Here is a 20,124-nt window from a genome sequence, read left to right as displayed (position 1 = left end):
AAGCACCAAAGCATTGAGGAGCGGAATGAAGGGAAACTTTCACGTTCCGTTTTGAAGACCAACGGGGTTGGTGACAGCCTCGTTGAGTTTAATCTGTCTGACGCTCTCTACGTTCGCGCAGCGTGTCGCAGACAGACGCTCTTGCTAGCTTGTTTCTGTGTAAGAGTACGCAAAGCTACCGCTGCGCTATCTCCTGTGGCGACCTTTCGTGGAGCTTACAGGTTTAAATCCCTCACCAAAATCTCTGATTTGGTGGATTGGAATTAGATGGGGTTGAAGCCTCGCCTCATCTAAATTCCAACCTCCTGCCTTCTTCACTAATTGTCAAGGTTGAAAACTTTAGTCATAAACTCTCAAAAGCATGGATACACTTCGTTTAAGCAAAAAAACTGCCAACAAAATTGCCTTTCCTTTTGTGCATAGTTCTGATGAGGCTGTAATTGTAGGCGATCGCAATCTCACTGTTGAAGAAGTAACTAGTGTAGCGCGTTATGGAACACGGGTACGTTTAACTGACGATCTAGAAAGATTGTCTAATATCCAAGCATCCTGCGATTTTATTCGCCATGCAGTTGAATCTGGCGAACCTATTTATGGGGTGACAACTGGTTTTGGTGGTATGGCAAATGTAGTAATTTCTCCTGAATCTGCGGCGTTACTACAAAATAATTTGATGTGGTATCACAAAGTAGGTGCAGGAAAAAAATTACCTCTGGCTGATGTTCGGGCTGCAATGCTTCTACGTGCAAACTCCCACATTAGCGGTGCATCGGGGATTCGTTTGGAAATCATCAAGCGGATGCTGATATTCCTCAATGCTGGTGTTACACCTCATGTCTGCGAATATGGGTCAATTGGTGCTAGTGGTGATTTAACACCTTTAGCATATATCACTGGGGCATTGATTGGTTTAAATTCCAGCTACACCGTTGACTTTAACGGTGAAGAAATAAATGCACTAACAGCACTGAAAAAGCTGGGTTTAGAGCCATTACAACTACTTCCGAAAGAAGGGTTGGCGATGATGAATGGCACATCAGTGATGACAGGTATCGCCGCCAATTGCGTCTACGACACCAAAAATCTTTTAGCATTAGCAATGGGCGCTCACGCCTTAGCTATTCAAGGTTTAAATGGGACTAATCAATCATTTCACCCATTTATTCATCAGCTGAAACCACATTCAGGACAAAAATGGGCTGCTAACGAAATGCTCAACCTGTTGGAAGGTTCACGGTTAGTTCGAGAAGAGTTAAATGGTTCTCACGACTATCGCGGCGAAGATCCAATTCAAGACCGTTATTCACTGCGTTGTTTACCTCAATATATGGGGACAATTGTCGATGGACTTGAGCAAATTCAAAAACAAATTGAAGTAGAAGTTAACTCTGTAACTGACAACCCGCTCATCGATGTGGAAAACCAAGCAAGTTATCATGGTGGCAATTTCTTAGGGCAGTACATTGGCGTAGGCATGGATCAATTGCGTTACTACATTGGGTTGTTAGCTAAACATTTGGATGTTCAAATAGCCTACTTGGTAGCACCAGAATTTAACAATGGTCTTTCTGCATCTTTAGTTGGTAATAAAGAGCGGAGTGTAAATATGGGTTTGAAGGGATTACAAATTACTGGCAACTCGATTATGCCTTTGTTAACCTTCTATGGAAATTCCATAGCTGACAGATTTCCTACCCACGCAGAACAATATAACCAAAATATCAATAGTCAAGGTTTTGCTTCGGCAAATTTAGCGCGTCAATCAGTAGAAATCTTTCAACAATATATAGCGTTCGCCTTGATGTTTGGCGTGCAAGCAGTTGATTTACGCACATACAAAACTGTTGGACGTTATGATGCCCGCGTCACCCTCTCGCCAGCAACCAGAAATTTATATCTAGCAATCCGCGATGTAGTCGGACAAGCGCCTTCTCCTGGCAGACCTTACATCTGGAATGACCACGAACAAGCTCTAGACGAACATATTGCCAATGGTGGACAGATTGTGCAAGCAGTTAACGATCTTTTGTTGACTTTGCACTCTTAATACCAATTATGCACGCGCTAAACACTAGATACAATCTCAATCTCTAATTAACAGTCATAATTTTTTCAAATTGGAGAGAAAATACAATGGTTAAACAAAGCATCTACCAAGATGTACTTAAAAAGCCTCCAGGCCCATTCAGTTTTCCGATTGTTGGCTGCTTTCCACAAATGTCAACAAATCCGCTGCAATTCCTCACCAATGCAGCGCGTAAATATGGTGGCGTTGTCCATCTGGGGTCAATCGGCCCGCAACAACTTTACTTGATTGCCGATCCAGATTGTGTGAAGTATGTCCTGCAAGAAAATCCTCAGAACTATACAAAAGGTGAAAATTTCCAGGACATGAAACTAGTAATTGGTGAAGGCTTGGTAATTAGCGAGGGTGACTCATGGCGTTCCCAGCGTCGTTTAATGCAACCATCTTTTCACCGCCAGCAAATCGCCACAATGGTCAATGACATGACCCAGCTTACCGCCCAGATGGTAGAACGCTGGCAAAAAATTCCACCCGGTGGAACCCTCGATGTCTCTGCACAGATGCTCGTGCTGACACAGAAGATTCTCCTGAAGACGACTTTGAGTATCGATGCTGATAGCGACACCAGCGAACTAATTCAGGCTTGGAATACTATCTACAAGTTCCTTAGCGATCGCTTGTGGGCTATCATCAAGCCGTCTATTAGCTTTCCCACGCCAAAAAATCGCCAGTTTAAACAAGCAATCAACACCCTCCGCACAATTGCCAACAGCATCATCCAACAACGCAAACAAGGCAATCATACCACTCATGACATACTTTCAATGTTTATGAATACTCAGGATGAGTCTGGCAAGGGATTGAGTGACCAGCAATTACATGACCAGATAGTTGGACTCTTCTCTGCTGGATTTGAGACTTCAGCTGTAACACTTTGCTGGATCTGGTACTTGCTTTGCAAATATCCCACTGTGGAACGCCAGTTACAAGCAGAACTGACTACGGTATTGGCTGGAAGAACCCCGACCTTCGAGGATTTGCCACACTTAAAATATACCAAAATGGTTGTTCAGGAAGCAATGCGTCTTTATCCGGGTGCGTGGGTTTATGCCCGCAACAACTTGGGCGATGATTTGATTGGCGGCTATCATATCCCAGCTGGCTCCATGCTCTTGTTCAGTCCCTTTGTCACCCACCGCCTCCCTGCTTTTTGGGATAATCCTGAAGGCTTTGATCCTGAGCGATTCACCCCAGAACGTTCTGTTGATCGTCCGCGTTATGCATACTTTCCTTTCGGCGGTGGCCAACGTCAATGCTTAGGTGACATCTTTGCTTTAACAGAAATTCAGTTGATTGTAGCAATGGTGTGTCAACGTTTCCGCCTTAATCTACTGCCTGAACACCCGGTTGAGTGCCAGCCATTACTAACTCTGCAAACACGCAAAGGCATTCTGATGACATTGCAGCCACGAACTGAACTTGATAACGTCAGTCAGCTAAATACTCAAAAGACATTATTACAGCAGTTTTCATGTATTTGAACCACATCTGTTGTAGGGGCGCAAGGCCTTGCGCCCCTACCGCGTAGTCTATTTACCTGAAAATAGCTGTAACACTGAATTCCGATCGGAGACGCTCCGCTCCTGAGTTCTGAATTCTTCTTATCAATCAATATTGAATTAGACAAAGGTAATCAAGTCGAGTGAGTCTTTTTAGCCATGAATATTGCCCATCATATCGAGCGGGGTTTTCAACTTTATCCTGACAAAATCGCTCTGATATTTGAAGAGAACTCTTTTACTTACAAACAGCTTAATCAACTAGCAAATCGTCTAGCCAACAGTTTAAGTGGATTAGGAATTAAAAAAGGCGATCGCGTAGTTTTGTTTTTGCCAAATATTCCAGAATTTATCATTTCTTATCTTGGCATTCTCAAAATCGGTGCAGTTGTCGTCTCAGTCAATGTTATGCTGAAAAGCAATGAAGTGAGCTATATTCTCAATGATTGTGCTGCTAAGGCAATAATTACCACAGAGTCACTCGTTGAAAATGTACCAGAGGCAGATTTACCCGAACTGCAACATATTTTGATTGCAGAGGGTAGCACCAAAAAGGGAATTACTTTAGCGAAATTAATGGAAAGTGCTTCTGGCAATGCAGATGCTATTGAAATAGATCGCCATACTCCTGCTAGCATCGTCTATACGTCGGGAACAACAGGTTTTCCGAAAGGAGCGACCCTTAGTCACGGCAACATAATTTCTAATATGTATTCCCAAAACCGTTGTTGTGGAATGCAACCAGATGACCGATTACTACTTTACTTACCGTTATTTCATTGCTTTGGTCAAAATGCTATTCTCAATGCAGCATTAAATGTCTGCGCCACAATTATCCTAAAACGTCGATTTGACTTTGAGCAAATACTTAACGCGATCGCTACTCATCAAGTAACAATGTTCTTTGGAGTACCAACGGTATTCATCAATCTTCTAAATAGTGATTTATCTGGCTACAACCTCAATGGTGTACGTTACTACTTTTCAGCCGCCGCACCGATGCCAATTGAAGTTGCACAAACTTGGCGGGATAAATATGGAAAAGTCATTAATGAAGGATATGGTTTAACTGAAACATCACCATGTGCATCTTATAATCACGATTTAAAATACAAACTCGGTTCCATTGGCGCTCCAATTGAGAATGTAGAAATGAAAGTGATTGACGATAATGGTCGTCAAGTAGAGCTTGGTGAATTGGGTCAGATAGTAATTCGAGGCCCTAACGTCATGCTTGGTTATTGGAATCGCCCATTGGAAACTGCGGAAGTAATTAAAAATGGCTGGTTCCATACTGGTGATATTGGTTGGGTAGATGAAGATGGTTTTTTCTACATCGTTGACCGCTTAAAAGACATGATTAACGTGTCTGGATTTAAGGTATATCCGACTGAAGTTGAAAATGTGATTTATCAACATTCATCTGTTACTGAGGTAGCTGTATATGGCATTAAGGATGCTATCAAAGGTGAGATAGTTCAGGCAAATATTATCTTGAAGCAGGGGAAGATAATTAGCGAAGAACAAATCCTCAAATTTTGCTCTGAAAGAATGGCAAAATATAAAATTCCTTGTGCTATAAATTTTGTAGATTCTCTGCCAAAAACCCCAACGGGTAAAATTCTAAAACGAGTTTTACGCCAGCAATCCAGCTCTCAATTAGCTGCTACTAACAACTAAATGCTAGCTTGAGCAAAGTAATCAATAAAGCTAAAAACTCAACAAATAGGAATCAAGGTTGACAATGGTAAATACTAAATATATCAACAAAAAAGCTAATTCTTCTCAAGCTTTGGGAACAAAAATTAATCCTCCATCGAATCAAATTTCATTTGAAACTTCAACTGGATCTTCCATTTTCTCTCCTGCATCGCTAAATGAAAAATCTTCAGACTCAGAATTAACCCCTACGGTTGCAGAGGCTCTAGTTGAGATCCTGGAAAATTTGGGAGTTAACTATGCATTTGGTGTTTCAGGAGGCGGTATTGGACCATTATGGGCGACATTAAACCGTAGCAGCATCGAATTGCTTCACTTTCGCCATGAATCAGGAGCAGCTTTTGCCGCTACCGAGGCTTATTTTGCCAGCGATCGCCCCGTCGTGGTATTCACTACTACAGGCCCTGATATCACTAATGCTCTGACTGGGCTTTTTGCTGCACGAGGGGAAGGAGCAAAGGTAATTTTCTTGTCAGCTGCAACCTCAACTGGAAATCGCGGTCGGGGAGCTTGTCAAGAAACCAGCGCCCACACAATGCCCTACTCAGGAATTTTTACCTCAGGCCCACTTTTCAATTACGCAACAATATTAGAGTCTGGAGATCAATTACCAGAAATTTCTCGCAGACTTGCCCAAGGTTTAGCACAACCAGGCAGCTTTGTAGCCCATATTAGTGTTCCCACCCCAATACAGACGACACCATTAAAAGTACAGTTACCTCAGCCAGCATTTTCTCAATCTGTACCAACTGCTATACTCAGCGGACAAATGGTTTAGTGCGACCCGAAGCACTGATGGATGCAATTCAACGGCTGATTATTGAGGGCAGCGATGCCTCAATCTTAGCTGAAGCGGGTAACTCTTTTGCTTGGGCAACTAATTTATTGCGATTTAACCAACCAGGTCGTTACCGGATTAGTACTGGTTTTGGGTCTATGGGTCATGCTGCCACTGGGGTAGTTGGTACGGCATTAGGGCGAAAAGGTAAAGCCGTTGCGATTGTTGGGGACGGAGCAATGCTGATGAACAATGAGATTAGCACAGCAGTGAAATTCGAGATTCCAGCTGTCTGGATTGTACTCAACGATGGACGCTACAATATGTGCGCCCAAGGAATGGCGTTGCAGGGGTTAAGTGGGAACGTCCCTATAGATACGGAGATACCGAGTACTAATTTTGCCGCGATCGCTAGAGCTATGGGAGCCAACGGCATCTGTGTTAATACTGAATCTGACTTGGAAGTAGCTATAGAAAAAGCACTTACTTCTACTGTTCCATTCATTGTGGATGTGAAGATTGACCCAACCCGACCCGCACCGATTGGAGGTCGCATTCAAAGTCTGATTAAGCAAGGAGCCATAGAAGCCAAAACAGGACGTTCCTAAATCTGTGCATCTACGTAAATCCTCAATCTGCTGCCCATAAATTAATCAAAAAGTCATAGCAATAAGACTTACGCACTCAAAACCTAAAACCTTGATCCCCCCTAACCCCCCTTTTTAAGGGGGGATCTAAAAAGCCCCCTTTTTAAGGGGGTTGGGGGATCTCTTATCGACTGCTATATCAGTATTTTCCAATTCCATTGCCTAACGCCAAAAACAAAATCAAAAGGAGATTTGTCATGACAACATTAGAACCAGTAGGTATTCGCGCAGTCTCAGTTAACTTTCCTAGCATCATCCGCACAAACAATTACTACAGAGAGAATTTCCCCAAGATGGTTGCTGAGGCCGAACAAAAAACCCTGGCGAAACTGTTTGTACCCGATAATGCCACAGTCGATAGTGACAACGATATCTGGTCACAAGAGGTAGCACCGTATATGTCAGATCCCTTCCGTGGTACTGTCGAACGAAGGGTTTTAGCTGCCGATGAGACTTCGCTCTCACTAGAGTATCACGCCGCTATCGATGCTCTCGAAGCCGCAAAGCTATCTCCTGAAGACATCGATCTCATGCTCGTTACTTCACTGTTTCCAGAGCAAATCACACCTGGTAATGCTGCCTTTCTCGCTGGAAAACTAGGACTACAAGGTGCGGCGTGGAATATAGAATCAACTTGTACTTCAGCGTTAGTTTCACTTCAGACGGCCTGTTCTTTGGTGCAAACGGGACGGTATCGCAATGTGTTAGCGGTTGTCTCAACTACGTATTCACGCTATACCGACGAAAATGATACTCTGGCGTTTTTATCAGGCGACGGTGCTGGAGCTTTTGTAGTTGGTAAGCTGAAACCAAATCAAGGTATTCTTGGTACGAAAATTGCCAATACCTCTGCTACCTGTGGAGCCTTCTATAATGAATTCACCACCGATGAGCATGGCAACGTCAAAATGTTCATCCGAGGCGGCAAGGGTGCAAGTAAGATGTTTAACGAAACGACAGTGAAGTTTATTCGTCTATGTTGCCACGGTGCGATCGCTGATGCTGGACTCACTTTAGATCAAATCAACTTTTTTGTTTTTAATACACCCAGTGCTTGGTATTCACGAGTTTGCATCCGCGCTCTAGATATTGAACCAGAGCGTACAATCAACATCAATCCTCTATATGCCAACATTGGGCCAACCTTTCCCGTTGCTAATCTGTATCACGCCGCCCACGCAGGTAAAATTCGTGAAAACGATTTAGTTCTCGTCTATACAATGGGTTCGTCATCTAATGCTGGTGGTTGTGTAATGCGTTGGGGCGATGTCGCGCTAGGCCCTGCTCCCGCTCCCTCAGTCAGCCTTTTTCAACCAGAGGATAGAATTCCGATTCGTCACTAGAATTCTAGTCCTATATCAATTTGAGATTGTGCATAAAACTGTATTGGTATTCCTTTCACAATACAAGGATTATGTACATACAGATGGTATTTTTGCCGATAACGCGTAGGCGTAGCCCGCCGTAGGCATCGCTTACCAAACAATGAAATTCCCAGCATTCAAGTATAGCTATATTGCGAGATAACTAAAATGGCTTTGTTGAATAAATTCTCGATGGCTTCTGCTATCAGCGTCACAGCACTTTTAGTGTTAGGAATGGTTGGCATAAATCCAGCCGAAGCTGCTCTTTTTAAATTTACTTTCGAGGGTGAAGGAGCAAATGGTTACTTTATTTATGATGACTCAGCTAATAAGATAGAACCTCTTGGGCCGAACTTTCCTCTTGCTGAGTATGATGGCTCAGTGGAAAAGTATTTTGTTAATGCAGGGGATATTCTGGCTCAGGGAACAAAAGGATCGCAGCAAGATATACATGATGAGGCCAGAAATATTGTTTATCTTGGACGTGCTGGTAATTTGGGCTACGATGGTGCCATTGATGACTTTATTCTTTACGTTCCTCCGGCTGCTCGTGGGCAGCAATACGGTTTGTCAATTCGCTTTAGTTACCCAGAAGGAAGCTTTTCAGATTCTGTTGTCCTACAAACGAGCCTACCTGACACCGCTAGACTCAGAGTTTACCCATACTGGGACTTTCCTAATACGACGGGAGACTACACCTTTGAAGGAACTGTTAAAACAAAAATCGAGCAAATTCCTGAACCTGCATCAGTGTCTGCATTACTGGGAGTGGGTGCTTGGTTTATCTTCCGTCGTCAGTGCCGACAATTATTATCTGCACAGGATTAATTACACCGAGCCAGTTTAGTATATTTAGGTCAAAAAAGAATGCAACAAATAGACCATTTTTAGAGACGCGATTCATCGCGTCTTTAGCTAAGATATGTTGCAATCATTAATTTAATTGGTATTAGTTTTAAGAACTAATTTGGCGATCAATCTTTTAGAAAGGTAATAAAAATGGCTCTATTGAATCAATTATCGCTTCCTGCAATTTCAAGCGTAGTAGCATTAGTCATGTCAGTAACATTAAACATAGATACCGCTCAGGCAGCATTGTATAAATTCACTTTCGAGGGTGAGGGAGTGAACGGTTACTTTACTTACGATGACACTACCATAGGGTTTGCAGATTCACCGATTGCTACAGGATATTTTGAAGGGGGAGATGATTATAAATTTGACTTAGGCGAGAAGGGAGTTTTTCAAGGAACTATTGGTAATCCGATTGTTTTTTTACCCCGTCTAGAAGATGGTATTACAGCACCTGAAACCGACGATTTTCTTTGGGAAGTACTCGCTTCTCAACGGGAACCAGCATCCCCCTTCGCTTTCGTGAACTATTTTCATTACCCAAAGGGTTCATTTGAGGGATCTACTGCTATACGAACAACAGTCCCAAGTACTGCAATCCTTGATGTCTATCCAAATGTGGACTTTCCTAATTCAATAGGCAACCTGCTGTATACAGGAACTGTCCAAACCCGAATTGAGAAAGTTCCTGAACCTGCATTGTTACCTGCATTGTTGGGAGTAGGCGCTTGGTTTATCTTTCGTCGTAGACCAAAATTAAGTACTTAAGGGTCAAATCAATATGGATAAGCTCACATTTCTTACACATACATATCAACAAACTAATATATCAGCGACACTCGGAGAATGGCGGGTGCGGGGACTCCGGGGTGCAACTACAGTTAGTCACAACTTACCACAAGCGATCGCCGAAGCTGTGGATAAGTTATTGAATGCTTTAGAAGTCAAAAATCCGCTAGATCCTGCCGAAATCGTTAGTGTTACTTTTTCCGCCACTCCTGACTTAGATGCAATATTTCCGGCGGCGGTGGCGCGTCGTCGTCCGGGGTGGGAGCAAGTTCCTCTGTTGGATGTACAGCAAATGCAGGTAAACAGTAGCCTTAAATGCTGTATTCGGGTGCTAATTCACTTCAATACTTCTATGCCTCAGAATGCATTACGCCCGATCTATTTGCGCGGTGCTGCACAGTTACGCCCAGATATAGCGATATTTACTTAAACGTAGCCCGCCCTTAGACATCGCTCTTCGATGCAGAAAACAAATTAATAATATATTTGAAAAGTCTTATGCTTCCAGAAAAGCTGAAAAAAATTGACCAACAACTCATTGATTTACTAGGTAAAAGAATTGCAGTTTTGGCTGAATCACAATCCATTTCTTTAGAGGAACAAATTACTAATTTTGCATTTGACTTGGTGCAGGCTCGTGTTCCAGAGTCAATGTGGCAAAACCTGGTTACAGGTTGTAGCTCTGCTGTTGCTAGTGCATTTTCGCCTCCAACTAAGACCAAGCCACGACGGGTTACTCTAGTTGGCGGACAGGGGATGATGGGGCACTTCTTCCAGCAGAAGTTCTCAGCCGCCGGTCACTACGTCAGTATTCTCGATCGGGGTGATTGGGAACAAGCAGAATCACTGCTAGAAAAAGCAGATTTAGTTTTAGTTTGTGTTCCGATTGAACATACAATAGAGGTTATTTATAAACTCGGTAAATGTCTTTCTCCAACTACTGCTTTAGCTGACATTGCTAGTATTAAAACTCCAATATTACAGACTATGCTTGAGGCGCATAGCGGGCCTGTAATGAGCTTGCATCCAATGTTTGGTCCAGGCATCAAATCGTTCTTGTCTCAAAAAGTTGTAGTCTGTTCTGGTCGTGGAGATGATGCTTTCCAATGGCTTCTGGATTTAATTCAAAATGATGGTGGCAAACTTATTGTATCTACACCAGAAGAACACGACCAAATGATGATTGCTGTTCAAGCAATCCGTAACTTTAAAACCTTTAGTCTTGGGGTTTTTCTAGCAGAAGAAGAGATTGACATCCGTCGAAGCTTAGATTTTTCTAGCCCAATTTTCCGTCTAGAAATTGATATAGTTGACCGCTTATTCACTCAGTCTGCACCTCTGATAGTAGATATTATGCTTGCTACATCAGAGCGTCGTGAAGCCATTAAACGACTAGCATTCACTTATAATCGGTTGGCGCAATTAATTATTCACAACGATCGAGATAGCCTGATTCGGGAGTTCAAAATAACTCATAGCATTTTGGGAGAAGAAATGAACTCTGCTGTAGAGGAAAGTACTCAGATGATTAACACCCTGAGTACACTCTTAGCAGCTAGGGATGTCGAACAAAAACAACCATATTTTGTTAATAAACAAAGTGCGATGCTTTCTCTACGAGAGGCTTCTCTTTCAGAGACGCTAACGCGAACGCCAACGGCGGGCGTAGCCATCGCTAATCAACCTATAGCATCATGAGCCGATAAGAGTTTCAGAGAGTTCTTGCATAAATCCAAGACCTTGTAGACTCAACGCTAATTTTTACAATATAACCAAAAATGTTAACCAGAAAGCAATTTTTAACGATGAGCGCAGGTTTAGGAGTAGGAATTCTGCTTCCCGAAGTACTCAAAGCCAAGAGAACCTATGCAGCCTCGCCTCGACTCTCAAAATTTACCGAGTCTCTGCCTATTTCATACCCGATTTCACCACCTAGTACCTTAGATATTGCGCCAGGTAAACATTCGTTCCACAGCAGCTTAGGGTCTTTTCCCACCTGGGGTTACGGCGGATTGTCTTATCTTGGCCCCACTTTCGAGGTAACAAGGGGAACGCCCGTTAGGATTCGGGTATTCAACAAACTCGGTACTCATCCATTAGCTGGGTCAGTTGATACAAGCTTACATGGTGTCAATGCGTCTGATATAACTAACCCACGGACAGTCATACACTTACACGGCAGCAATACCGAACCTGACAGCGATGGTTATCCAGAAGACACCTACCTGCCCGGACAGAGCAATTTGTACAACTACAACAACAATCAAGAAGCCGGGACACTCTGGTATCATGACCATTCCCTTGGTATGACTGCCTTGAACCTCCAAGCCGGTCTGGCTGGGATGTATCTGATTCGGGATGACGACGATCCTATAGGTGGCACACTAGTATGGTCTGCCTTTTGACAACTACAATGGCTCCTGTTTCAGCCGCAATTTTTAATTTTTCCTACTCTGGTACGAGTGTACTTGACCCAAACGACATTGTTACAGTTGCAGGAAAATTAACAACTAAGCCCTACGATTCAGCCACAAATAGTTATGAAATTATAGATATTACTGGCACAAGAAATGGCAACCCAATAGAGTCTTTATTATCTCCAGGATCATTTCTTGACAATGACAATCTCTTATTAGCTGAAACTCTGGCATTGGATGAATTCGGATTTGCTTACACTGTAGGAGGAGCATCATATAATGTGTTTTACACTTATGACTACTTAGAAATAGGGGAGCAAGGTTATTACACAGGTTATCCCCTCAATTCTTTTTCTATAACACCTATCCCTGAGTCTTCGTTAATGTTAGGTATACTAAGTATAACTGTTTTAGTGGCTATCAAAAAAAAGAAAAGGTAGGTTCGCTCATTTGAAAAACTAGATAATCCTAATTCGGATGTTGCTGATTCAGGTCAAATTATAGAGAAAATTCATCAGTAACAGTATCACCTAAATCAACTAAAATCAGCCAAATGGTAAACAAGTTTTGGAGGCAACTTTATATAAGATTTATCTAAAAGTTTAAAATATCTAATGATTCTTCTATTTCTAAATCTAATATTATTTCTCGTGTATCTTTGAGTGCTTTTAGTTTACCTTCTTGGCGATAGATGTCTGCCGCTTTTTGAAAATCTTCAATTGCTCCCGGTTTATCTGCAATTTCTAAACGAATATTACCACGATTATAATAAGCATCAGCATAATTAAAATTAATCTGGATTGCCTGAGTATAATCTTCAATTGCGCCCTCAAAATCTCCTAAATCTGAACGAGCATTAGCACGATTGTAATAGGCATCAGCATAACTAGGATTAATCTGGATTGCTTGAGTATAATCTTCAATTGCACCCTCAAAATCTCCTAAATCTGAACGAGCATTACCACGTTTTTTATAAGCTATGGCATCTTGAGGATTAATCTTGATTGCTTGAGGAAATCCTGGCTGAGAGCCTAATAAATAACGAGCAATTCCACGGTTTTTATAAGCATCAGCATAATGAGGATTAATTTTAATCGCTTGGGTATAATCCTCAATTGCTCCTTGGTTATCTCCAACATGAGAGCGAGCTTCAGCCCGATTTTTATAGGCTATGGCAACATTAGGATTAATTCTAATAGCTTGGGTATAATCATTAATCGCTTCCTCTAATCGCCCCAGTTGATAGAGAGCTAAACCTCGTTTATTGTAAGATTTTGCATCATAAAGATTCATCTGGATTGCCTGAGTATAATCTGCGATCGCAGCTTCGTAATCTCCTATTTGATAGTGAGCTAAACCTCGTTTATAATATAAAAAATCAACATTGCCCTGATTAACTTGTAAGGCTTGATTATAGTTAGTAATTGCATTTGTATATTCTCCCTTTTGAAAGCATTCATCAGCCAGCTTTAGATAAAATATATTTAAATCTTCATTATGATATTCAGGCTGAAAAGAAGATTTTAGTACCTGATGATTAGTTGGCTTAGATAGAATTTCCTGTTTTGGAAGATATTTATAAATAGATGGTTGTTGCCGAGAAGAATTATTTATAGAAGATTGTAACTGTTCTAGATAGCACCATAAACCACCACCATATAGTAATTGTTCTATCCCAAAAGAAATTTTACCAGTCTTCAACTTAATCATTCGGGTTGGGAGAAAACCAGCCACAAAAAGGTGATACTCAGATTGTGCTTCACTCACATCTTCTTGAATCAAAATGCAAACTACAACTGCATTTTTTTCAACCTCTTCAGAACTAATTGACCATCTTACTCTGTCAATTCGACCATGACGAGATTTAACCTCAATACCAATAGATGGGTCAGAAGTCAAGGTAAAATCTATATTACCATCGCCGCCAAATCGCTTTTCATAATCAACTTCGGTAATAAAATCAGCTAAACGTTCTTTGACAACTTCTTCACCCAACTTACCTTTGAGATAGCTAAGAAAAACATCACGGACTGGTAAAACACGCTTATATTTTTCAGCCATCTGCCAGCAAAATTCCCGTAGTGCCTTTAACCTCTCTCCAGAAATTATAGTTAATTCACTATATTGACCTTCTGTTTCACAATGAAGCAGACAACCAGATGCTAACCTTTTAATAAAATCAGACTGTAGCGATCGCAGTAGTGTAATCCAGTCCATTTATTGTTTCTGCGAATCTTTTGATGAGATTATTCTATTAAAATATCCATTCAGCGTAAACCTTTTAATTAAATTGGGCGATATCCCCAAAAATTTTTTACTATTTTGCAATAACTCTTAATTTAACTTACCACTTTTGAAAGTAGATTTCTATAGCTTCTTTCCACAGACTGTCATATTCATCGTTAGACATTGGCAGAATTTACATCAGTTTTGAAATTGCGTCCATGTCTTGATTATGCCAGAGTTTTGAGGAGTTAACAAAAGAGTGCGATCGCTGGGAATAATACATGAAATATTAATTAGCTAACCACCAAGATCGCAAATGTCCGAAAATCACAACCCCAACCCAAAGCCTCTCACCAACTCCAGTCCCCCCTCCTCGCAGGCGGGGAGGGGGTTAGGGGGTGGGGTTCCGGGATACCCTTGGCAAACCCCAGACGAACTTTGGAAAAAACTTAAACCATTGGCGCGACAGATGCGGTGTGAACCAACTCTAGCGGAAAAGCTACTTTGGGAGAAGTTGAGACACAAGCAACTTTTGGGTTTCAAGTTCCGCCGTCAGCAAACAATTGACCGTTTTATAGTTGATTTTTACTGTAATGAAGCGCGGTTAGTGGTGGAAGTAGATGGCGAAATTCACGACTACACTCAACAGGAAGATGCGATACGTTAAGAATTTTTGGAGAGTTTGGGGTTGCAGGTTGTGCGATTTAGAAATGAGGATGATTCTGGAGAGAATCGAGGGGGTGTTGCAGGATATTAGTGCTTGTTTGCAGAGATAGAACCCCACCCCCAACCCCCTCCCCGCAAGCGAGGAGGGGGCTAATTATGTGGTTTTTGGTGGTGTGTGCGATCGCAGTAGTGTAATCCAGTCCATTTATATTTATGCGAATCTTTTGATGAGATTATTCTATTAAAATATCCATTCGGCGTAAACCTTTTAATTAGCTTGGGTGATATTTCCAAAATTTGTTTATATTTTGCAATAATTCTTAATTCAACTTAATATATTACAATTATTACAATTTGGGGAGTTGGGAGAGTGCGATCGCTTTGCGTCATCATTTGACAAATATTTCACAGGATAGTGATTTTCAGTGCATGAGACAAGTGAGGGAGTGTAAGTTGAATTTTTGATAACGGCAGCGCAATCGCAAATATTACAGGCGTTCACAACTTTAATGATTAATTATAGGAAATTTTGTAATTCATAAACTTGCCTAAGCATATCTAGTACTCTTTGATAAGCTTCATCCCTACCTTGTTTTTCGTAAAAATTAGCAGCTTTTTGCAAATCTCTAATTGTATATGGCATATGTCCTAACTTACGATAAACAGCCCCTCAGTTTTCATATGCTTCGGCAAAGTTAGGATTAATTATGAGTGCTGAATCAAAATCCTCAATAGCCTTCTCATATTCCCTTATTTCATCAAAAACAATACCTCTCCTCACATATGCTGAAGCTTGATTTGGGTCTAGCTTTATTACTTGAGTAAAGTCGATAATAGCTCCTTTATCTATTCGTCTATCATAACGAGCAATTCCACGCAATAAGTAAGCTTCAATTTTATTATTATCAATGCTTATTGCTTGACTAAAATCTTCAATTGCCTTCTGTGTCTCTCTAGTCTGATAATACAACAACCCTCGATTAAAGTAAGCTTCAGCAGATTTAATATTAATTTTTAATGACTGAGTATAATCTTCAATATCTGCTTTTTTATTTCCTATTTCAGCATATATTTTACCACGCATGAAAAGAGCATAAAAATTAATAATCATAATTTTTATGCTCTGATTATAATCTTCAATAGCATCATTAATGTTTCCTGTATCATAGTGAAAACTTCCTCTATTCAAATACAATTGAGCATCAACCGGATTAATTAAAATTGCCTGTTCAAAATCTTCTTTAGCGCTTTGAATATCCCCTAATTTACAACGAGTACAAGCACGGACTAGATAAGCATCAGCTATATTTGGATTAAGTTGTAAAACTTGATTGTAGTTAACTAATGCACCTTGATAATCATCTTGTTCTAGACATAAATTGCCAAGCAGGAAGTAATCAATTACTAAGATAATAGTCTGATGTTCTATATATTTTATATTAAAATCTTTTTTATACTCATTCTGTTCATCTTCACTTTTGTTTTTTGCGATTTTATTGGTTGCTAAAACAACTTGCTCTTTAGGATAATTCAAGCTTGATATATAGCTGTGTAAACCACTAATATATAGCAATGCATCTATTCCTAATGAAGCTGTACCATTAGTAATATCAATCATACCGATAGGCAAAAAACCAGCCGATACAAGATTATACTTAGGCTGCGCTTCATTAACTGATTCTTGAATTAAAATACACACTAAAATAGTATTTTTATCAATTTCCTCTTTGCTAATCCACCATTTCACCGTGTCAATACTGCGATGACGAGCTTTTACTTGAATACCCACAGATGGGTTATAATTTAGGGTAAAATCTACTTTGCCATCTCCCCTAAGTTTTTTTTCATAATCAATTTCTGTCACTAATTTTCCTAAACGATCTTTGACAACTTCTTCACCAAGTTTTCGTTTTAAGTTATTAATAAAAACATCACGGACTGAAGAGGTTTTCTTATACTTTTCAGCCATCTGCCAGCAAAAATGCCGTAGTCTCTCTAATCTATCCCCGGAGATGACAGTTAATTCACTGTGTTGACCTTCCTTATCACAATATAATAAGTAACCAGATTTTAGTCTTTCGATAAAGTCAGCTTGGTGTGCCCTAAGTGTAGTTATCCAGTCCATTTTGGGAGAATTTGATTTTATCTAATTAGAAATCCAAAGTTAGTATTCCCAATTAACGAACATAAATCTCAAATTCCTATAAACGATCACACTACTGTAAACCCTTCTCCCGCAGCAGCGCATCAACCACCATCTGCTTCTGATAACCCTGGTACTGGCTGTTGACTGTAATCTATTATAATCTATTACCAAATCATAGCCCTAGTTTCACTCTTATTTTCTTCTTTAGCGCAGTTTCTATCCGCGCAATAATGCGTCTGCCCAAACAGTATTCTGTTCTGACAATTGTAATACTGGCTCTTGACTGTAATCTATTACTAAGTCATAACTTGCGCGGTCATAAATTCCAGCTAATAAACTGTGCAAATCTACCAATGGTTCACTATCACCAATTCGCGAAGGTAACGGAAATGTAGGAATTACATCTTCCAAATTAAAGGCATATAAATCAGATTGGGGACGGTTTTGTGCCCGACTAACCAAAATCCGATAATCATTTTGCGTACCATCCCCAAAAACTAACATTGGTTCCCCAACGCGTAATAAATCAATTTCCACCAAATGTGTTGAACTTCCCAATACTCGCTGTCGCTTAGTTTCGTATGCGTTCCGTCCTTCTCCTGTACGTTTATTTTTAGGTGATAAAATTTCAATTACTGTTACTACTTCTTTTGTTGCTACCTTTCGCACCTCTAAATATCTTTCCTTTACTATCTCAGGTATGGGAACTGTTACCGTTTTAGGTTGAATAGCAGGTGTAGCTACAGCTATATTCGGTATTTTAGGATTTATTGCTGTCTGTGAATTTTGTACTATTACATCAGGAATACCAACCAAGAGTTTATCATCGCCAGTAGTTTGATAAATTCGTTCTTCAATGGCGACAAAATATTTAGGACGTAATTGAGGAGAGAGGTAATCTGCGATCGCAACTATTAGTCTCCCATGTACTCCTGGCCATAATTCAGGATCTTCTAAATACGGGTTCATTCCTGGAAATGGATAAGCCATAACAAATATCTCAAAACCAAAATTTTAAAAATAATTCTCATAGCCCCCTCCTCGCAAGCGGGGAGGGGGTTGGGGGTGGGGTTCTAAGAACAACTAGTAAGGGCTGCACCACATTGATCTTCCCTTGTCAACCAACCTTTAACACCTTGATATTCCACCTGCGCCCAATCTCCTTGACAACCTAGCAATTTGACAGGCGTATTAGCAGGAATTCTTCTCGCTTTTTGGCTTTCTTGATTTATGCCAGTATATAAATACACGCCGTTAGTACCGTAGCCACGCGTTGTTAAGCCTAACTTTGGCACAAATACCCATCCAGTTCCTTGAAAACCATTACTAGCATTAGTAATCTGCACCCAATTTCCAGCAGCACCAATAACCTGAACTGTTTCGTTGATGGGTATTTGTCCTATAATTACGTTATTTGTACTTGCACCGCTCCGCACATTTAAACCTTGGGCATCTGTATCGATGACGTAGGCAAAAAGATCGCACTTTTGAGAATTACTTGATTTCGCTAAACTTATTTCATTAGCTATACCTATGTTGAGTATCACACTAATACAACTGAATGCCAATCCGATTGCTAACTTTGATGCTCGATTTTTTGCTTTTTTTGTCATAATTTATTCGAGTTTCTAGCATCAGTACCAAGGTTGGAGTCTTATTTATATCTCAGAATCTACTTAAACAAATTAGGGTTAACTTTGTAATGTAGTTCTCTCAAAGAGATTTTAGTACTGTAATAACACTTTTAATTTTACAAAATTTAGTCCTACGATGTCTACGACGGGCTACGCCTACGCTGATGGATGCAACACAACGATATCATTGAGTATTAATGTGTCAGTATATGGTGTGGTTAACGCCAACAGTAAGTTAAAATTTCGACATAGATTCATTAAGTTATATGAATAAAAAAATACATTCCATATTAGATAGCATAGTTCAAAAAATTAGTAATCTCGACAAGGTGAGTATTTTAGAATTAGACAAAGAAGAAATTATTAACTTATTTAAGGCTAATGGAATCTTACTTTTTAGAGGATTTGATGTTGATGTTGATATTTTTAAAGAATTTACCAATCTCTTGAGTATTGATTTTATCAATTATGCTGGTGGTGCATTCAGTAGAAGGGTAATTAATGGAGATGAGACTCTTTTAAGCGTCAATGATTTTAAATCTGAGATTAAGTTGCATGGCGAAATGTATTATCAGCAGAATATCCCACTTATGTTGTGGTTTTTCTGTGCTAATCCACCAGTAGAAGATGGTGAAACTACGGTATGTGATGGCAGACAGTTTTTTAATGAAATTAGTAGTTCAACCAAAGAGTTATTCAGTAAAAAGAAGTTAAAATTTACTGTTCGGATATCTCAAGAGGACTGGCAGAAAAAATATCAAACAGATGATTTGAATCAGCTAGAAGAAATGTGTCAGAAGAATAATACGCATCTGACAGTAAATAACGATAAATCGATTCTGCTTGAATATATCTCTCCAGCCATTATCCCTAGCAGATGTGGAAAGTATCAGGTATTTATTAATAGTCTATTACCCACAAAGCAGTTAAGCCCAAAGATTCTTAATTTTGAAGATGATTCAGAAATTCCTGAAGAGGTTGTATCTGAACTTAATGAAATTGCTGAAAAAATAACTACGGAAATTTCGTGGCAAAAAGGCGATATTTTAATGATTGATAATACAAGAATACTTCATGGGAGAAGGTCTTTTGCTGACGATCAAAGAGATATTTATATCAGGCTGTGTTCTCCAGCTTTTTCATTTTGATATTTAATTACAGCAGTTTTCATTTATTTAAATGATATCTGTCGTAAGGGAACAGCATTGCTATGCTATTACTGCATTATCTATAACACAATACTTTTCAGTTAAGGGTTATTGGTGTAGATAATTGGTCTTTCAAGACGCGATTTGTCGCGT

Annotated in this window: 17 protein-coding genes and 1 pseudogene; 14 read left to right on the top strand and 4 right to left on the bottom strand. The window is 40.1% G+C overall.

The window, feature by feature from the left end; genetic code table 11:
• From V7L12_RS02410 to V7L12_RS02355, 12 genes and pseudogenes are all read left to right on the top strand, one after another.
• The coding region (locus V7L12_RS02410) for a hypothetical protein (protein ID WP_335081803.1) at positions 1 to 267 on the top strand (267 nt) is incomplete at its 5' end.
• A 94-nt stretch (positions 268 to 361) separates the two neighbouring features.
• Complete coding sequence (locus tag V7L12_RS02405; RefSeq protein ID WP_335081801.1) at positions 362 to 2,047, top strand: HAL/PAL/TAL family ammonia-lyase; 1,686 nt, start codon at positions 362 to 364, stop codon at positions 2,045 to 2,047.
• Positions 2,048 to 2,133: 86 nt separating this feature from the next.
• Positions 2,134 to 3,567 carry a cytochrome P450 gene (locus V7L12_RS02400; protein WP_335081799.1) on the top strand — a complete coding sequence of 478 codons (1,434 nt, stop codon included), beginning with the start codon at positions 2,134 to 2,136 and terminating at the stop codon, positions 3,565 to 3,567.
• A gap of 177 nt (positions 3,568 to 3,744) precedes the next feature.
• The gene (locus tag V7L12_RS02395; RefSeq protein ID WP_335081797.1) at positions 3,745 to 5,265 is read left to right on the top strand and encodes a class I adenylate-forming enzyme family protein; all 1,521 of its coding nucleotides are present in this window, start codon (positions 3,745 to 3,747) and stop codon (positions 5,263 to 5,265) included.
• A 124-nt stretch (positions 5,266 to 5,389) separates the two neighbouring features.
• A pseudogene (locus V7L12_RS02390) lies at positions 5,390 to 6,690 on the top strand (thiamine pyrophosphate-dependent enzyme).
• 236 nt (positions 6,691 to 6,926) lie between these two features.
• Complete coding sequence (locus V7L12_RS02385; protein WP_335081795.1) at positions 6,927 to 8,072, top strand: 3-oxoacyl-ACP synthase III family protein; 1,146 nt, start codon at positions 6,927 to 6,929, stop codon at positions 8,070 to 8,072.
• 189 nt (positions 8,073 to 8,261) lie between these two features.
• Positions 8,262 to 8,921 (top strand): PEP-CTERM sorting domain-containing protein, encoded by a 660-nt coding sequence (locus tag V7L12_RS02380; protein ID WP_335081793.1) that lies wholly within the window; start codon positions 8,262 to 8,264, stop codon positions 8,919 to 8,921.
• Between the two features lie 228 nt (positions 8,922 to 9,149).
• Positions 9,150 to 9,713: a PEP-CTERM sorting domain-containing protein gene (locus tag V7L12_RS02375; RefSeq protein WP_335081791.1), complete on the top strand. Its 564-nt coding sequence runs from the start codon at positions 9,150 to 9,152 to the stop codon at positions 9,711 to 9,713.
• Positions 9,714 to 9,726: 13 nt separating this feature from the next.
• A complete protein-coding gene (aroH, locus tag V7L12_RS02370) occupies positions 9,727 to 10,164 on the top strand; it encodes a chorismate mutase (protein WP_335081789.1) in 438 nt (145 codons plus the stop codon).
• A gap of 68 nt (positions 10,165 to 10,232) precedes the next feature.
• Positions 10,233 to 11,432 (top strand): bifunctional chorismate mutase/prephenate dehydrogenase, encoded by a 1,200-nt coding sequence (gene tyrA / locus V7L12_RS02365; RefSeq protein ID WP_335081787.1) that lies wholly within the window; start codon positions 10,233 to 10,235, stop codon positions 11,430 to 11,432.
• 107 nt (positions 11,433 to 11,539) lie between these two features.
• Positions 11,540 to 12,139, top strand: coding sequence for a multicopper oxidase domain-containing protein (locus tag V7L12_RS02360; protein WP_335081785.1), 600 nt, complete (start codon positions 11,540 to 11,542; stop codon positions 12,137 to 12,139).
• 8 nt (positions 12,140 to 12,147) lie between these two features.
• Positions 12,148 to 12,591, top strand: coding sequence for a hypothetical protein (locus tag V7L12_RS02355; RefSeq protein ID WP_335081783.1), 444 nt, complete (start codon positions 12,148 to 12,150; stop codon positions 12,589 to 12,591).
• A gap of 154 nt (positions 12,592 to 12,745) precedes the next feature.
• Here V7L12_RS02355 and V7L12_RS02350 read toward each other — a convergent pair whose 3' ends face one another.
• A complete protein-coding gene (locus tag V7L12_RS02350) occupies positions 12,746 to 14,368 on the bottom strand; it encodes a tetratricopeptide repeat protein (RefSeq protein WP_335081780.1) in 1,623 nt (540 codons plus the stop codon).
• 325 nt (positions 14,369 to 14,693) lie between these two features.
• Between V7L12_RS02350 and V7L12_RS02345 the strand changes: the two genes are divergently transcribed.
• Positions 14,694 to 15,044: an endonuclease domain-containing protein gene (locus V7L12_RS02345; protein WP_335081778.1), complete on the top strand. Its 351-nt coding sequence runs from the start codon at positions 14,694 to 14,696 to the stop codon at positions 15,042 to 15,044.
• 669 nt (positions 15,045 to 15,713) lie between these two features.
• Here V7L12_RS02345 and V7L12_RS02340 read toward each other — a convergent pair.
• The 3 genes from V7L12_RS02340 to V7L12_RS02330 all read right to left on the bottom strand — a co-directional run bounded on the left by V7L12_RS02340 (position 15,714) and on the right by V7L12_RS02330 (position 18,802).
• Positions 15,714 to 17,168, bottom strand: a complete 1,455-nt coding sequence (locus V7L12_RS02340) for a tetratricopeptide repeat protein (protein WP_335081776.1) — start codon at positions 17,166 to 17,168, stop codon at positions 15,714 to 15,716.
• Between the two features lie 237 nt (positions 17,169 to 17,405).
• Positions 17,406 to 18,179, bottom strand: a complete 774-nt coding sequence (locus V7L12_RS02335; RefSeq protein WP_335081773.1) for a DUF4058 family protein — start codon at positions 18,177 to 18,179, stop codon at positions 17,406 to 17,408.
• Between the two features lie 83 nt (positions 18,180 to 18,262).
• Positions 18,263 to 18,802, bottom strand: a complete 540-nt coding sequence (locus tag V7L12_RS02330; RefSeq protein ID WP_335081771.1) for an SH3 domain-containing protein — start codon at positions 18,800 to 18,802, stop codon at positions 18,263 to 18,265.
• A 287-nt stretch (positions 18,803 to 19,089) separates the two neighbouring features.
• Here V7L12_RS02330 and V7L12_RS02325 point away from each other — a divergent pair, with 287 nt between their 5' ends.
• Positions 19,090 to 19,971 carry a TauD/TfdA family dioxygenase gene (locus V7L12_RS02325; RefSeq protein ID WP_335081769.1) on the top strand — a complete coding sequence of 294 codons (882 nt, stop codon included), beginning with the start codon at positions 19,090 to 19,092 and terminating at the stop codon, positions 19,969 to 19,971.
• The last annotated feature ends 153 nt before the right edge of the window (positions 19,972 to 20,124 follow it).

The organism is Nostoc sp., assembly GCF_036918245.1.
Classification (GTDB): domain Bacteria; phylum Cyanobacteriota; class Cyanobacteriia; order Cyanobacteriales; family Nostocaceae; genus Nostoc.
This window is presented reverse-complemented; position numbering and strand designations above follow the sequence as displayed.

Excerpts from the sequence above, each read along its gene's own strand:
- V7L12_RS02405 (WP_335081801.1), top strand. The coding sequence starts at position 362 with ATGGATACACTTCGTTTAAGCAAAAAAACTGCCAACAAAATTGCCTTT.
- V7L12_RS02400 (WP_335081799.1), top strand. The coding sequence starts at position 2,134 with ATGGTTAAACAAAGCATCTACCAAGATGTACTTAAAAAGCCTCCAGGC.
- V7L12_RS02395 (WP_335081797.1), top strand. The coding sequence starts at position 3,745 with ATGAATATTGCCCATCATATCGAGCGGGGTTTTCAACTTTATCCTGAC.
- V7L12_RS02385 (WP_335081795.1), top strand. The coding sequence starts at position 6,927 with ATGACAACATTAGAACCAGTAGGTATTCGCGCAGTCTCAGTTAACTTT.
- V7L12_RS02380 (WP_335081793.1), top strand. The coding sequence starts at position 8,262 with ATGGCTTTGTTGAATAAATTCTCGATGGCTTCTGCTATCAGCGTCACA.
- V7L12_RS02375 (WP_335081791.1), top strand. The coding sequence starts at position 9,150 with ATGTCAGTAACATTAAACATAGATACCGCTCAGGCAGCATTGTATAAA.
- aroH (WP_335081789.1), top strand. The coding sequence starts at position 9,727 with ATGGATAAGCTCACATTTCTTACACATACATATCAACAAACTAATATA.
- tyrA (WP_335081787.1), top strand. The coding sequence starts at position 10,233 with ATGCTTCCAGAAAAGCTGAAAAAAATTGACCAACAACTCATTGATTTA.
- V7L12_RS02360 (WP_335081785.1), top strand. The coding sequence starts at position 11,540 with ATGAGCGCAGGTTTAGGAGTAGGAATTCTGCTTCCCGAAGTACTCAAA.
- V7L12_RS02355 (WP_335081783.1), top strand. The coding sequence starts at position 12,148 with ATGGCTCCTGTTTCAGCCGCAATTTTTAATTTTTCCTACTCTGGTACG.
- V7L12_RS02350 (WP_335081780.1), bottom strand. The coding sequence starts at position 14,368 with ATGGACTGGATTACACTACTGCGATCGCTACAGTCTGATTTTATTAAA.
- V7L12_RS02345 (WP_335081778.1), top strand. The coding sequence starts at position 14,694 with ATGTCCGAAAATCACAACCCCAACCCAAAGCCTCTCACCAACTCCAGT.
- V7L12_RS02340 (WP_335081776.1), bottom strand. The coding sequence starts at position 17,168 with ATGGACTGGATAACTACACTTAGGGCACACCAAGCTGACTTTATCGAA.
- V7L12_RS02335 (WP_335081773.1), bottom strand. The coding sequence starts at position 18,179 with ATGGCTTATCCATTTCCAGGAATGAACCCGTATTTAGAAGATCCTGAA.
- V7L12_RS02330 (WP_335081771.1), bottom strand. The coding sequence starts at position 18,802 with ATGACAAAAAAAGCAAAAAATCGAGCATCAAAGTTAGCAATCGGATTG.
- V7L12_RS02325 (WP_335081769.1), top strand. The coding sequence starts at position 19,090 with ATGAATAAAAAAATACATTCCATATTAGATAGCATAGTTCAAAAAATT.